Origin of the sequence: Noviherbaspirillum sp. UKPF54, from assembly GCF_007874125.1 — a bacterium.
GTDB lineage: Bacteria > Pseudomonadota > Gammaproteobacteria > Burkholderiales > Burkholderiaceae_D > Noviherbaspirillum.
Window position 1 is genome coordinate 3,358,921 of sequence record NZ_CP040128.1, and the last position, 13,457, is coordinate 3,372,377.

The following is a 13,457-nucleotide window of genomic DNA, read 5'->3' on the forward strand; positions in this document are numbered from 1 at the left end:
GGGGAGCGCGCCTCCCCGGCGGCTTGCCTTCCATTTACAGGTTCGGCGCCAGCCAGCGCTCCACATCTTCCTTCGGCACGCCGCGCCGCGCCGCCATGTCCGCCACCTGGTCCTCGCCGATCTTGCCGACCACGAAATACTTCGACGCCGGATGCGCGAAGTAGAAGCCGGACACCGACGCGCCGGGGAACATCGCGAACGATTCCGTCACATGCATGCCAATGTCGTCGCATTGCAGCAGCTTGAACATGTCGGCCTTGACCGTATGCTCCGGGCAGGCCGGATAGCCCGGCGCCGGGCGGATGCCGCGATACGCCTCCCCGATCAGGGCCGCGCTGTCGAGCGCTTCATCCGGAGCATAGCCCCACAATTCCCTGCGCACGCGCTCGTGCAGATGCTCGGCAAACGCCTCGGCCAGGCGGTCGGCGAGCGACTTCAGCATGATGCTGCTGTAGTCGTCGTAGGCATCCAGGAAGCGCTTCTCATGTTTCTCGATGCCCAAGCCAGCGGTGACCGCGAACAGGCCGATGTAGTCGGCGATGCCCGATGATTTCGGCGCAATGAAATCGGACAGGCACTGATTGGGCCGCTGCACGCCGTCGATCACCGGCTTGACCGTCTGCTGACGCGCGCCGTAGTAGGTGAATGCTACCTGCGTGCGCGTGTCGTCGGTATAGATCTCGATATCGTCGTCGTTGACGGTATTGGCCGGAAGCAGCGCGATGACGCCGTTGGCGGTCAGCCAGCGGCCTTCGATCACCTTCTTGAGCATCGCCTGCCCTTCCTCGTACACCTTGCTGGCCTGCTCGCCGACCACCTCGTCCTTCAGGATCGCTGGGAATGGACCGGCCAGGTCCCAGGTCTGGAAGAACGGGCCCCAGTCGATGTAATTGGCGAGGGTGGCCAGATCGACGTTCTTGAACACGCGGCGGCCGATGAACTTCGGCTTCACCGGCGCGGCGTCTCCGGTGAAAGCCAGCTTGGCCTTGTTGAGGCGCGCTTCGGCCAGCGAAATCAGCGGCGTCGTTTTCTTGTTCGCGTGCTGCTCGCGGATACGTTCGTAATCGCTCTTGATCTCTTCGATGTACTGGTCGCGCTGCTCCTGCGTCAAGAGCGACTGCGCCACCGACACCGAGCGCGATGCGTCCGGCACGTACACCACCGGACCTTCGTAGTTCGGCGCGATCTTGACTGCGGTATGGGCGCGGCTGGTGGTGGCGCCGCCGATCAGCAGCGGAATCTTGAGCATGCGGAAGTGCGGGTCGCGCTGCATTTCCTTGGCCACGTGCGCCATTTCCTCCAGCGACGGGGTGATCAGGCCGGACAGGCCGACGATGTCGGCGTTCTCCGCCTTCGCCTTGGCCAGGATGTCGGAACACGGCACCATCACGCCCATGTTCACCACTTCGAAGTTATTGCATTGCAGGACCACCGACACGATGTTCTTGCCGATGTCGTGCACATCGCCCTTGACAGTGGCGATCACGATCTTGCCCTTCGGCTTGGCGACGATGCCGGTCCTGGCCTCTTCCTGGCGCTTTTCTTCCTCGATGAACGGGATCAGGTGCGCCACAGCCTGCTTCATCACGCGCGCCGACTTGACCACCTGCGGCAGGAACATCTTCCCTTGCCCGAACAGGTCGCCGACGATGTTCATGCCATCCATCAGCGGGCCCTCGATCACGTTGATCGGGCGCCCGCCCGATTCCAGGACCTTGACGCGCATTTCCTCGGTATCTTCGACGATCCATTGCGTGATGCCATGCACCAACGCATGCGCGAGCCGCTTTTCCACCGGCTCGCCGCGCCATTCGAGGTTCTGTTCTTCCTTCTTGCCGCCGGCCTTCAAGGTCGCGGCGAATTCGATCATGCGCTCGGTCGCGTCCGGACGGCGGTTCAATACCACGTCTTCCACCCGCTCGCGCAACTCGGGAGCCAGGTCGTCATACACGCCGACCATGCCGGCGTTGACGATACCCATGGTCAGCCCGGCCTTGATCGCGTGGTACAGGAACACGGTATGGATAGCCTCGCGCGCCGGGTCGTTGCCGCGGAAAGAAAAACTGACGTTCGACACGCCGCCGCTGATCTTCGCGTGCGGCAGGTTGTCGCGGATCCAGCGCGTGGCGTTGATGAAATCGACCGCGTAGTTGTTGTGCTCCTCGATGCCGGTCGCGATGGCGAAAATGTTCGGATCGAAGATGATGTCTTCCGGCGGGAAGCCCACCTTCTCGGTCAGCAGCCTGTAGGCGCGCGCGCAGATCTCGGTCTTGCGCTCGAAAGTGTCGGCCTGGCCGGTTTCATCGAAGGCCATCACGATCACGGCGGCGCCGTAACGGCGGCACAGCTTGGCCTGGCGCAGGAACTCCTCCTCGCCTTCCTTCATCGAGATCGAGTTGACCACCGCCTTGCCCTGCACGCACTTCAGGCCGGCTTCGATCACCGACCATTTCGACGAGTCGATCATGATCGGCACGCGCGCGATATCCGGTTCGGAGGCGATGAGATTGAGAAAGCGCGTCATCGCGGCGACCGAATCGAGCATCGCCTCGTCCATGTTGATGTCGATGATCTGCGCGCCGTTCTCGACCTGCTGGCGCGCCACCGACAGCGCCTCGTCGTATTGCTCGTTGAGAATCATGCGCGCGAACGCCTTCGAGCCGGTCACGTTGGTGCGTTCGCCGACGTTCACGAACAGCGAACTCTCGTCGACGACGAACGGCTCCAGCCCCGACAGCTTCATCGCCGGCGCCACTTCGGGCACCTTGCGCGGTGCAATCTTGCTGACGACATCGGCAATCGCCTTGATGTGCTCCGGCGTGGTGCCGCAGCAACCGCCGGCGATGTTCACGAAGCCGCTCTCGGCGAAATCCTTCATCAGGGAGGACGTGACATCGGGCGTCTCGTCAAAGCCGGTGTCGGACATCGGGTTGGGCAGGCCGGCGTTCGGATAGACGCAGACGAAGGTGTCGGCGATCTTCGACAGCTCTTCCGCGTAGGGCCGCATCAGCGCAGCGCCCAGAGCGCAGTTCAGGCCGATCGTCAGCGGCTTGGCATGGCGCACCGAATGCCAGAAGGCCGGCACGGTCTGGCCGGACAGGATGCGGCCGGAAGCGTCTGTGACGGTGCCGGAAATCATGATGGGCAGGCGCTTGCCAGCCTCTTCGAAGAACGTATCGATTGCGAACAGCGCCGCCTTGCAGTTGAGCGTGTCGAAAATCGTCTCGACCAGCAGCACGTCGGCGCCGCCTTCGACCAGTGCCCGCGTCTGTTCCAGGTAGGCGGCCACGAGCTGGTCGAAAGTGACGTTGCGCGCGGCCGGGTCATTTACATCCGGCGAAATCGATGCCGTCTTCGGCGTCGGCCCCAGGGCGCCCGCGACGAAACGCGGTTTGTCCGGCGTCGAATACTTGTCGCAGGCGGCGCGCGCCAGTTTCGCGGCCTGCACGTTCATTTCATACACCAGGTGCGCCATGTGGTAATCGTCCTGCGCCACGCTGGTCGCGCCAAAGGTATTCGTCTCGATCAGGTCGGCGCCGGCGGCGAGATACTTTTCATGGATTTCGCTGATGATCTGGGGCTGCGTCAGCGTCAGCAATTCGTTATTGCCCTTGACGAACAACTCCTTGCCCGGCACGGCAAAGTCCGCGAAACGCGCTCCGCGGTAATCCTCTTCCGTCAGCTTGTATTGCTGGATCATGGTTCCCATCGCACCATCGAGAACCAGGATGCGTTGGGCCAGCAAGTCGCGCAAGAGCGCTTCGGTAGAGGAAATGGCGTCGCGTTTCATTTATGTATCTCAAGAAAATAAAAAACCCGGACAGCAATAAAGCGGGTCCGGGTTCATTTACGTCCGCTTTAGCAGTATTTGTGTGGAGGAAAGACTCCTGCGCCCGCAAGCTGGGTTTTGACTTTTCAATCAAATCGGCGCTGAAAAAATTATACGGCAGATCAATAATTTACGTCAGCAGATATCGTAATGCCATATTTTGTTGCAACGAAACAATATCCGATGGATTCCGCTCACTCGAAGCGGCCGCCTTGCATGGCAAACCCCTTGAGAAACTCCGCCACAGGCAGGCGCTTGCCGCCTGGCTTCTGCAACTCGGTCAGGCGCAGCGCATCTTCGCCGCACGCGACAACGACGCCGTCCTGGGACGAGGCGGCCAGCACCTGGCCGGGCGCCTTGCCGGATGTGCCTGGCACAAGCTCGGCACGCCACAGCTTGATCGGCACGCCGTTGAACGCTGCCGAAGCTCCCGGGAAGGGATTGAATGCGCGGATCTTGCGCGCCAACACTTGCGCCGGTTGCGCAAAGTCCAGCGCCGCTTCTTCCTTGCTGATCTTGGCCGCATAGTTGGCACCGGCTTCGGGTTGCGGCGTACACGGCAATGCGCCGCGCTCCAGCTGGCGCAGCGCCTCCACAATCAATGTACCGCCAAGCGCAGCCAGCTTGTCGTGCAGGCTGCCGGTCGTGTCGTCGGCGGCAATCGGCACGCGTCCGATCAGGCGCATCGGGCCGGTGTCGAGCCCCTCTTCCATCTGCATGATGGTCACCCCGGTTTCGGTGTCGCCGGCCTCGATGGCGCGATGAATCGGCGCCGCGCCGCGCCAGCGCGGCAAAAGCGATGCGTGAATATTGATGCAACCGTATCTGGGGATGTCGAGCACGCTGCGCGGCAGGATCAGACCATAGGCGGCAACGACCATTGCATCGTGCGGCGTCGCCTTCAGCAATTCATGCGCTTCTTGCGCAACCTGCGGATATTTTCCGTCCAGCCGCAACGACACCGGCTGCGCGACGGGAATGTCGTGCGCTAGGGCGAACTGCTTGACGGGGGAAGCCTGCAGCTGCATGCCGCGGCCGGCCGGGCGGTCAGGCTGGGTCAGGACGAGGGGAATCTCAAAGCCCGCTCCATGCAGGGAAGCGAGCGCGGCTGCGGCGAATTCGGGGGTACCGGCAAAGATGATTTTCATGGGGGAGGATTGTACCCCCATCACTGCAGCGTCGTTAACGCATCGTCAACGGGCGCCGGCCACGGCACGCTTGCGGTCGCGGCCCATTTCCCGCTCTTCCTTCAGGAGCTTGGTCTTGATGCGGTTGCGCTTCAGGGGCGACAGGTATTCGACGAATACCTTGCCTTTCAGATGATCCATTTCATGCTGGATGCATACCGCGAGCAAGCCGTCGGCCTCGAGTTCGAATGCCTTGCCGTCGAGGTCGAGCGCCCGCACCCGCACCCGCGCCGGCCGCTCGACGCCGTCGTAAATGCCGGGCACCGACAGGCAGCCTTCGTCATACACCTGCTTTTCCTCGCTGGCCCAGACGATTTCCGGATTAATAAACACGCGCAGATTGTCATGCGTTTCCGACGTGTCGATCACCACCAGCTGCTCATGCACGTCCACCTGCGTTGCCGCCAAACCGACGCCCGGCGCGTCATACATGGTCTCGGCCATGTCGGCTGCCAGCCGCTTCAAACGCTCGTCGAACACGGTGACCGGCTTGGCCACTTTCTGCAAGCGGGGATCGGGATAACGCAGGATATTTAATAAAGACATACGGCTTTTGTACAACAATGCGACAGGATAAGAGTGTCGTTTCTCTTGCTAGTTCAAAGATTTATGTGCAGAATTTGATTCACTTTGACAAGTTTTTGCTGTCAACTCTTCGCACACTGACAATACGCTGCGGCGCCAAGAATCATTTGAATACCGGCCGCACGCTCACTGGACAGATCATGAAAAAGTTTAGCACAGCCGCTCTCATTCTCGCTTTCGCCTCCGCCCACGGATTGGCGGCCACCAACGATGAAGCGGGAAATGGATCGCGCTGCGCCTTTTTGCCGAACGCGCCGGACCAGCACGTGGTGGTGCGCGGCGACACGCTGTGGGACATTTCCGGCAAGTTCCTCAAGCATGCATGGTGCTGGCCCCAGGTCTGGGGCATGAACAAGGAAGACATCCGCAATCCCCACTGGATCTATCCCGGGCAAATCGTCTATTTCGACCGCAAGACTGGACGCCTGAGCCTGAACAAGCCGGGAACCGGCGATGCGAATACCGGCGGCATCCCGACCGTACGCCTGGAGCCGCAAATCCGCACCGAAGGCCTGGGAAAGCTGGCCGTACCGTCGATTCCGTCGGGTGTCATCGAGCCTTTCCTGTCGCAACCGGTGGTTGTCGAAGAAAAGGGGTTGAACGATACGCCGCGCATCATGGCGACCCAGGAAGGCCGCGTCATCCTCGGCAAGAACGACACCGCGTATGTGCGCGGCGACCTGAAGGGCGGCACCTCGTTCCAGGTGTTTCGTCCCGGCACACCGCTGAAAGACCCGGTGACCAACGCGGTTATTGCCTATGAAGCTGCCTATCTCGGCACGGTGAAGCTCGATCGTGCCGCCAAGACGCCCGACGAAGCGCACAGCTTCAAGGTGGTCAGCGTCAAGCAGGAAATGGGCGTCGGCGACCGCCTGCTGCCTGTGCCGCCCTCGCCGATTCTCAACTATGTGCCGCACCCGCCGGAAAAAGCGCTCGACGCCCGCATCGTGTCGGTCTATGGCGGCGTGTCGCAAGCCGGCCAGAACCAGATCGTCAGCATCAACCGCGGCCAAAAGGATGGCGTCGACCTGGGCACCGTGCTCGAACTGTACCGGCTGGGCCGCGTCGTGATCGACAAGACCGACAACAGCTCGTGGTCGATCGGTTCCTTCGGCAAGAAACAGGTCAAGCTCCCGGACACACAGTACGGCAGCCTGTTCGTGTTCCGCGTCTTCGACAACATCTCCTACGGCCTGGTCATGCAAGTAACCGATAGCGTGCAGGTCGGCGATGTCGCGAAGTCGCCCGATCAGGAAGCCGCGGACTAAGCCGCCGGATGACGCACCCCGCCTGGACCGATGACCTCGCGCACTGGCTGCGCCTGGAACGCACGCCGGGCGTAGGGAGCGGGACAGCGCGCAAGCTGCTCGCCGCCTTCGGACTGCCGCAGAATATTTTTTCAGCCAGCCACGCAGCGCTGCGCGAGGTAGTGTCCGAGCGCGTGGCCGAAGCCCTGCTCGCGCCCGTGTCGGACGGTATCAGGACGCTGACGGACAGGACGCTGGAGTGGGCCGAGCAGCCTGGCAACCGCGTGCTGACGCTGGCCGACACCGATTATCCGCAAGCCCTGCTCGATATCACCGACCCGCCGTGTATCCTGTACGTCAAGGGACGGACCGATTTGCTGTCGAGCCCTGCTCTGGCCGTGGTCGGCAGCCGCAATGCCACCGCACAGGGCATCAGCAATGCAGAGAAATTTTCCGAAACACTGAGCCAGGCGGGTCTCACCATCATCTCCGGCATGGCGCTCGGCATCGACGCGGCGGCGCACCACGGGGGCCTGCGCGGCGCCGGATCGACTGTAGCGGTCATCGGCACCGGCGCGAACATCATTTACCCCACCCGCAACCGCGCGCTGGCGCACATGATTGCCGAAGGCGGCTGCATCGTCAGCGAATACGCGCTCGGCACGCCGGTCATGTCGGCCAATTTCCCGCGCCGCAACCGCATCATTTCCGGGCTGGCGCAAGGTGTGCTCGTGGTAGAAGCGGCCGCGCAGTCCGGCTCGCTGATCACCGCGCGCCTGGCTGCCGAACAGGGACGCGACGTGTTCGCGATCCCGGGCTCGATCCATTCGCCCTTGTCCAAGGGCTGCCATCTGCTGATCAAGCAAGGCGCCAAGCTGGTCGAATCGGCGCAGGACGTGCTCGATGAACTCAAGCATCCCGGGTCGCTGCAACCCGCGCCGGCCTCGGCAGCGTTGCCTGCCGTCGGCATCGCTTCCAGCGTGCTGAAAGCATTGGGTCACGATCCAGCCGATCTGGACACGCTCGCCGCACGCTGCGAACTGGATATCGCCGCATTGCATGCCGAATTGCTAACGCTGGAACTGGACGGCCACATCGAAATGCTGCCGGGCGGGCTGGTCAGGCGCCTTGCCACATCCTGATACATTTCACGTTGTGCGCATCTTTGGTTTTGAGATATGCTTCTACATAGGGCATCAACCCATTTTGTACTGTCGCTGGGCTTGGCACATCTTTTCTTGATTAAACTCGTGTAGAAAGACAAGAAAGGATTCATCACGAGAGTGTCAGTTATTCACAACCCGGTCGTCGCGTAGCTTGTATGAAGACGGCCTTAACGCTACAGTAGAATCATGTTTGACGTTCTCGTTTATCTCTACGAAACCTATTACCGGCCTGAAGCCTGCCCGGATTCGGAAGCCTTGGTAAAAAAATTGTCCGCAGTCGGTTTCGAGGAAGAAGAGATTTCCAAGGCGCTGGGTTGGCTGACCGACCTGGCAGAAGCGACCAACGAATATTCCGACCGTTTTCCGCAGCAGACAGCATTTTCCGACGGCATACGCATCTATGCGCAGCAGGAAGCCGATGTGCTCGGCACCGACGGCGTGGGCTTCCTGCAGTTCCTGGAAGCGGCCAAGGTCATCAGCCCGATCCAGCGCGAAATTGTGATCGAACGCGCCCTTGCCATCAGCGAGACCCAGGTTTCGCTCGACAAGCTGAAAGTCATCGTGCTGCTGGTCCTGTGGAGTCAGGGTAAGGAACCGGACGGCCTGATCTTCGACGAGCTGTTTTCAGACGATGAAGACGCCGAGCCGCGCCTGCTGCACTAGTTCGATTTCACTCCCATCCGGCTGTTATCGAACAGCCAAGCCTATCTTCCCTGCCGGTTTCACCGTCTCCTCGCTTGCGGATTCCGCCGCAACACGCTTATCATTGGCCGCTAAACCGAAGTCGTCCGACAAATGTTGGTGAACTTGCAGCAAACTTGACCGTCGCATAAGGTGGCGGCGCCACGCCAGCTTGCCGGCCCACATTGATATTTGGGAGATGGATTCCAGATACTTGCTATATATTAGCGAGGCTTGTAATTAAGCAACCGCATGCCTAGCATGGTTGCATATTTTATATCGCGCGCCTGTTTGCCCCCCTTTCGAGAACACCGTTATGACTAAGACCCTCATCATCGCAGAGAAGCCCTCTGTCGCGAACGATATCGCGAAGGCGCTCGGCGGCTTCACCAAGCACGATGAGTACTTTGAATCCGACGAGTACGTGCTGTCTTCCGCCGTCGGCCACCTGGTCGAAATTGCCGTGCCGGAGGAATACGACGTCAAGCGCGGCAAATGGACCTTCACGCATTTGCCGATGATTCCGCCGCACTTCGCGCTGAACCCGATTGCGAAAACCGAATCGCGCCTGAAGGTGCTGAACAAGCTGCTGAAACGCAAGGATGTCACATCCCTCGTCAACGCATGTGACGCGGGACGCGAGGGTGAACTGATTTTCCGCCTGATCGTGCAATACGCGAAAGCCAAGCAGCCGATCAAGCGTCTGTGGCTGCAATCGATGACGCCGGGCGCCATTCGCGACGGTTTTGCGCATCTGCGCGAAGACCGCGAGATGCTGCCGCTGGCCGATGCCGCGCGCTGCCGCAGCGAAGCCGACTGGCTGATCGGCATCAACGGCACGCGCGCGATGACCGCGTTTAACTCGAAGGAAGGCGGCTTTTATCTCACCACGGTGGGTCGTGTGCAGACCCCGACGTTGTCGATCGTGGTCGAGCGCGAGGAAAAGATCAAGAATTTCGTGCCGCGCGACTACTGGGAAGTGCGCGCCGAATTCGTGTGCGCCGCCGGCGTGTATGAAGGTCGCTGGCTCGACACCAAGTTCAAGAAGGACGAGGCCGATCCGGAGAAAAAGGCGGAGCGCCTGTGGAGCAAGGCCGCTGCGGAATCGATCGTCGCCGCCTGCCGCGGCAAACCCGGCACCGTCACCGAAGAATCGAAGCCGGCAACGCAACTGGCGCCCGCGCTGTTCGACCTGACCAGCCTGCAGCGCGAGGCGAATTCGCGCTTCGGCTTCTCCGCCAAGAACACGCTGGCGCTGGCGCAGGCGCTGTATGAAAAGCACAAGGTGCTCACCTATCCGCGTACCGACTCGCGCCACCTGCCGGAAGATTATCTGAACACGGTGAAGCAGACGCTGGAAGTCGTCGCGGAGAACAACAACTACCACCAGTTCGCCAAGCAGATCCTGAAGAACAACTGGGTCAAGCCGAACAAGCGCATCTTCGACAACAAGAAGATCAGCGACCACTTCGCGATCATCCCGACCGGGCAGCAGCCGAAGAACCTGTCGGAGCCTGAACAGAAGCTGTACGACATGGTCACGCGCCGCTTCATGGCGGTGTTCTTCCCCGCAGCGGAATACCTGGTCACCACGCGCTTTACCGAGGTATCCGGCCACACCTTCAAGACCGAAGGCAAGGTGATGACCAACGCCGGCTGGCTGGCGATCTACGGCAAGGAAGCGGCGAACGACGAGGACAAGGAAAACGCCGGCACGCTGGTGCCGGTCGCCAAGGGCGAAACGGTCAAGACCGACAAGGTCACCGCCAACGGCCTGGTCACGAAACCGCCTGCGCGCTATACGGAAGCGACGCTGCTGTCGGCGATGGAAGGCGCGGGCAAGCTGGTCGACGATGAGGAATTGCGCGAGGCGATGGCCGGCAAGGGGTTAGGAACGCCGGCCACGCGCGCGGCCATCATCGAAGGCCTGTTGAACGAAAAATACCTGCTGCGCGAAGGACGCGAGCTGATCCCGACCGCGAAGGCATTCCAGCTGATGACCTTGCTGCGCGGTCTGGGCGTCGACGAACTGACGCTGCCGGAGCTGACCGGCGAATGGGAATACAAGCTGTCGCAGATGGAGCGCGGCAAGATCAGCCGCGAAGAATTCATGCGCGAGATCGCGCAGATGACCCAGATTATCGTCAAGCGCGCGAAGGAATACGACAACGACACCATCCCCGGCGACTATGCGACGCTGAAGACGCCCTGCCCGAACTGCGGCGGCATAGTGAAGGAAAACTACCGGCGCTTCGCTTGCACGCAATGCGAATTTTCGATGAGCAAAGTGCCGGGCAGCCGCCAGTTCGAAATCGCGGAAGTCGAGGAATTGCTGGCCAAGCGCGAGATCGGCCCGCTGCAGGGCTTCCGCTCGAAGATGGGCCGTCCGTTTGCCGCGATCCTGAAAATCGTGCGCGACGAAGACATCAACAATTACAAGCTGGAATTCGACTTCGGCCAGAGTCAGGACGAAGGGGAAGAAGGCGAAGGCGTCGATTTCTCCGAACAGACGCCGCTGGGACCGTGCCCGAAGTGCGGCAGCAATGTGTACGAGATGGGGCTGGCTTACGTCTGCGAAAAAACCGTCGCCAAGCCGAAGGCCTGCGATTTCCGCAGCGGACGTATCATCCTGCAGCAGGAAATCCTGCCGGAGCAGATGGCCAAGCTGCTCAACGAAGGCAAGACCGATCTGCTGCCGGGCTTCATTTCGCAGCGCACCCGCCGCCCGTTCAAGGCTTTCCTGGTGAGGGACAAGAACGGCAAGGTCGGCTTCGAGTTCGAGGAACGCAAGGCAAAGGCGCCGGCCAAGGGCAAGGCCGCCGCCAAGGAAGAAGAATCGCCCCCGGCAAAGACCGAGAAGAAAGCAGCCGAAAAACCGGCGGTGAAGAAAGCGGCGGCAAAAAAATCTGTTGCCAAGAAAGCGGCGTAAAAGCACTGCGTGCAAAAACGCCACAGGCAAGAAAAGGCCCCGGCCCAGCCGGGGCCTTTTGTTTTCAGTCGCGTCCCGGCTCGTGCCTTTCATAACGCGGCAATGCATCGTCCATCGCCGCCCATGCCGGCAAATTCGCCGCAAAAATATGTGCAGCCGGCCTGGCATCGGTCGGCGTATCGATCGTGCCCATCCGCAGCCGCAGCAAGCCCGGCGAGTCATCCTTGCGCGAATAGAGCGGCGCGCCGCACTGCCGACAGAATGCACGCTTCTTGCCGGGCGAAGATTCATACTCGCTGATCATGTCCCGCCCTTGCGTCCAATGGAATTTGTCCGCTTCGACCGGCGCGGCGACCACGCTCGCACTGCCCTGCGCCTTGCGGCAGTCGCTGCAATGACACACGGTGATGGTGCCGAATTCACCGCCATACTCGTATCGCACTGCGCCACAGAGGCAACTTCCCGTGATCATGCTTATCCTTCGCAATCAATATCTTTCTGGAACTTCATGCTATTGCAATCGGTCGAACAATAACAATTTGAAATCGTGAAACGCGCGCTGACCGGCGTGCGCTGTCATTCCTAACTTACCCGGAGGGAATATGTCTTCACGTCGCTTGATCTCTGTTGCATGCATGCTTGCATTCGCCGTTTCGCTGACAGCATGCGGCACTCCGAGCCGCCAAACCTTGGGCACGGCCGGTGGTGCAGTCCTTGGCGGAGCCGCCGGCAATGCTGTCACCAACGGCAGCACTGCGGGCACGATCGGCGGAGCTGCCCTCGGCGGCGTCATCGGCAACCAGGTGACCAAGCCTTAAACCGGCAAACGAGAGGCAACCACGGGACGCGCTGCACTGCGCGTCAGTCCTTTCCCGTTTCGATATCCGGTTCGAAGAAGCACCATTTCGCCTGTGGCCAGCGTGACTGCAGGCTTTCCTCGACCACGTTGATGGCGTCGATCAGCGCCCGATCGGACTGCTGCGACCGCATCTTCGCCTGCACCGCGATCATCAGCTGCTCGCCCCATTGCAGCGTAATCAGGTTCAGCACGCTTTCGACTTCCGGGCGCGCCTCGATATGCGCCTTGATGGCGGCATGCACTTCGGGCGCAGCCGATTCGCCGGTGATCATCGCCTTCACTTCGCGCGTGATGAACACGGCAACCACCATCAGCAGTAAGCCCACGCCGATCGAACCGGCCGCATCCCACACCGGATTGCCGGTGACGACCGTCAGTGTCACGGCGAGAAATGCGAGCGCCAGGCCGCACAGCGCGGCGATATCTTCGCCGGCGACCACCATCAGCTCCGACTGGCGCGTCTCCCGGAACCACTGCATGAACGGCTTGCCGTGCGCGATCTTGCGGATTTCCTTCATCGCGCCATACAGCGAAAACCCTTCGAGCACGACCGATACGCCGAGGATCATGAGCGCCACCAGCGGGCTGCTGAGCGGCTCCGGATGCCGCAAGTGGCTGATGCCCTCCATCACGGAAAACGCACCGCCCAGGAAGAACAACAGCAGCGCCACCATCATCGCCCAGAAATACACGACTCGGCCATAGCCCATGGGATGGAATTCATTGGCAGGCTTTTTCGCTTCCTTCAGACCGATCAGCAGGAAGACCTGGTTGGTGCAGTCGGACAGCGAGTGGATCGCCTCGGCCAGCATGGCGCCGGAACCGGTGTAGAGCGCCGCCCCGAACTTGGCGAGGGCGATGCCGCCGTTTGCGCCGAGCGCATAAAAAATCGCTTTGGTGGAACCTTCGGTAGGAGATGACATAGATATTGTTATTCAAGGTGAAAATTGTGAGCCCGCCGCCATGGCCTTTGA

Annotated in this window: 10 protein-coding genes; 5 read left to right on the forward strand and 5 right to left on the reverse strand. The window is 61.0% G+C overall.

Annotated features, from left to right (window positions below; translation table 11 throughout):
* Positions 1-34: 34 nt before the first annotated feature.
* From metH to def, 3 genes are all read right to left on the reverse strand, one after another.
* A complete protein-coding gene (gene metH, locus FAY22_RS15515) occupies positions 35-3,790 on the reverse strand; it encodes a methionine synthase (protein WP_146331051.1) in 3,756 nt (1,251 codons plus the stop codon).
* A 233-nt stretch (positions 3,791-4,023) separates the two neighbouring features.
* Positions 4,024-4,977, reverse strand: coding sequence for a methionyl-tRNA formyltransferase (gene fmt, locus FAY22_RS15520; protein ID WP_146331052.1), 954 nt, complete (start codon positions 4,975-4,977; stop codon positions 4,024-4,026).
* A 45-nt stretch (positions 4,978-5,022) separates the two neighbouring features.
* Complete coding sequence (gene def, locus FAY22_RS15525; RefSeq protein ID WP_146331053.1) at positions 5,023-5,562, reverse strand: peptide deformylase; 540 nt, start codon at positions 5,560-5,562, stop codon at positions 5,023-5,025.
* Between the two features lie 179 nt (positions 5,563-5,741).
* Here def and FAY22_RS15530 point away from each other — a divergent pair, with 179 nt between their 5' ends.
* From FAY22_RS15530 to FAY22_RS15545, 4 genes are all read left to right on the forward strand, one after another.
* Complete coding sequence (locus FAY22_RS15530; RefSeq protein WP_146331054.1) at positions 5,742-6,869, forward strand: LysM peptidoglycan-binding domain-containing protein; 1,128 nt, start codon at positions 5,742-5,744, stop codon at positions 6,867-6,869.
* An 8-nt stretch (positions 6,870-6,877) separates the two neighbouring features.
* Positions 6,878-7,990, forward strand: a complete 1,113-nt coding sequence (gene dprA / locus FAY22_RS15535) for a DNA-processing protein DprA (protein WP_146331055.1) — start codon at positions 6,878-6,880, stop codon at positions 7,988-7,990.
* 210 nt (positions 7,991-8,200) lie between these two features.
* The gene (locus tag FAY22_RS15540) at positions 8,201-8,677 is read left to right on the forward strand and encodes a DUF494 family protein (protein WP_146331056.1); all 477 of its coding nucleotides are present in this window, start codon (positions 8,201-8,203) and stop codon (positions 8,675-8,677) included.
* 334 nt (positions 8,678-9,011) lie between these two features.
* Entirely contained in the window at positions 9,012-11,624 is a 2,613-nt protein-coding gene (locus FAY22_RS15545) for a DNA topoisomerase III (RefSeq protein WP_146331057.1), read from the forward strand.
* Between the two features lie 64 nt (positions 11,625-11,688).
* On the opposite strand, the gene FAY22_RS15550 is transcribed toward FAY22_RS15545, so the two are convergent.
* Positions 11,689-12,096, reverse strand: a complete 408-nt coding sequence (locus FAY22_RS15550) for a GFA family protein (RefSeq protein WP_146331058.1) — start codon at positions 12,094-12,096, stop codon at positions 11,689-11,691.
* Positions 12,097-12,226: 130 nt separating this feature from the next.
* Here FAY22_RS15550 and FAY22_RS15555 point away from each other — a divergent pair, with 130 nt between their 5' ends.
* On the forward strand, positions 12,227-12,442 hold the full coding sequence (locus FAY22_RS15555) for a glycine zipper 2TM domain-containing protein (protein WP_146331059.1): 216 nt from the start codon (positions 12,227-12,229) through the stop codon (positions 12,440-12,442).
* A gap of 43 nt (positions 12,443-12,485) precedes the next feature.
* Here the strand turns inward: FAY22_RS15555 and FAY22_RS15560 are convergent, their stop codons facing one another.
* On the reverse strand, positions 12,486-13,406 hold the full coding sequence (locus FAY22_RS15560) for a cation diffusion facilitator family transporter (protein ID WP_146331060.1): 921 nt from the start codon (positions 13,404-13,406) through the stop codon (positions 12,486-12,488).
* Between the last annotated feature and the right edge of the window lie 51 nt (positions 13,407-13,457).

Coding starts and splice junctions, on each gene's coding strand:
- metH (WP_146331051.1), bottom strand. CDS start 3,790: ATGAAACGCGACGCCATTTCCTCTACCGAAGCGCTCTTGCGCGACTTG.
- fmt (WP_146331052.1), bottom strand. CDS start 4,977: ATGAAAATCATCTTTGCCGGTACCCCCGAATTCGCCGCAGCCGCGCTC.
- def (WP_146331053.1), bottom strand. CDS start 5,562: ATGTCTTTATTAAATATCCTGCGTTATCCCGATCCCCGCTTGCAGAAA.
- FAY22_RS15530 (WP_146331054.1), top strand. CDS start 5,742: ATGAAAAAGTTTAGCACAGCCGCTCTCATTCTCGCTTTCGCCTCCGCC.
- dprA (WP_146331055.1), top strand. CDS start 6,878: ATGACGCACCCCGCCTGGACCGATGACCTCGCGCACTGGCTGCGCCTG.
- FAY22_RS15540 (WP_146331056.1), top strand. CDS start 8,201: ATGTTTGACGTTCTCGTTTATCTCTACGAAACCTATTACCGGCCTGAA.
- FAY22_RS15545 (WP_146331057.1), top strand. CDS start 9,012: ATGACTAAGACCCTCATCATCGCAGAGAAGCCCTCTGTCGCGAACGAT.
- FAY22_RS15550 (WP_146331058.1), bottom strand. CDS start 12,096: ATGATCACGGGAAGTTGCCTCTGTGGCGCAGTGCGATACGAGTATGGC.
- FAY22_RS15555 (WP_146331059.1), top strand. CDS start 12,227: ATGTCTTCACGTCGCTTGATCTCTGTTGCATGCATGCTTGCATTCGCC.
- FAY22_RS15560 (WP_146331060.1), bottom strand. CDS start 13,406: ATGTCATCTCCTACCGAAGGTTCCACCAAAGCGATTTTTTATGCGCTC.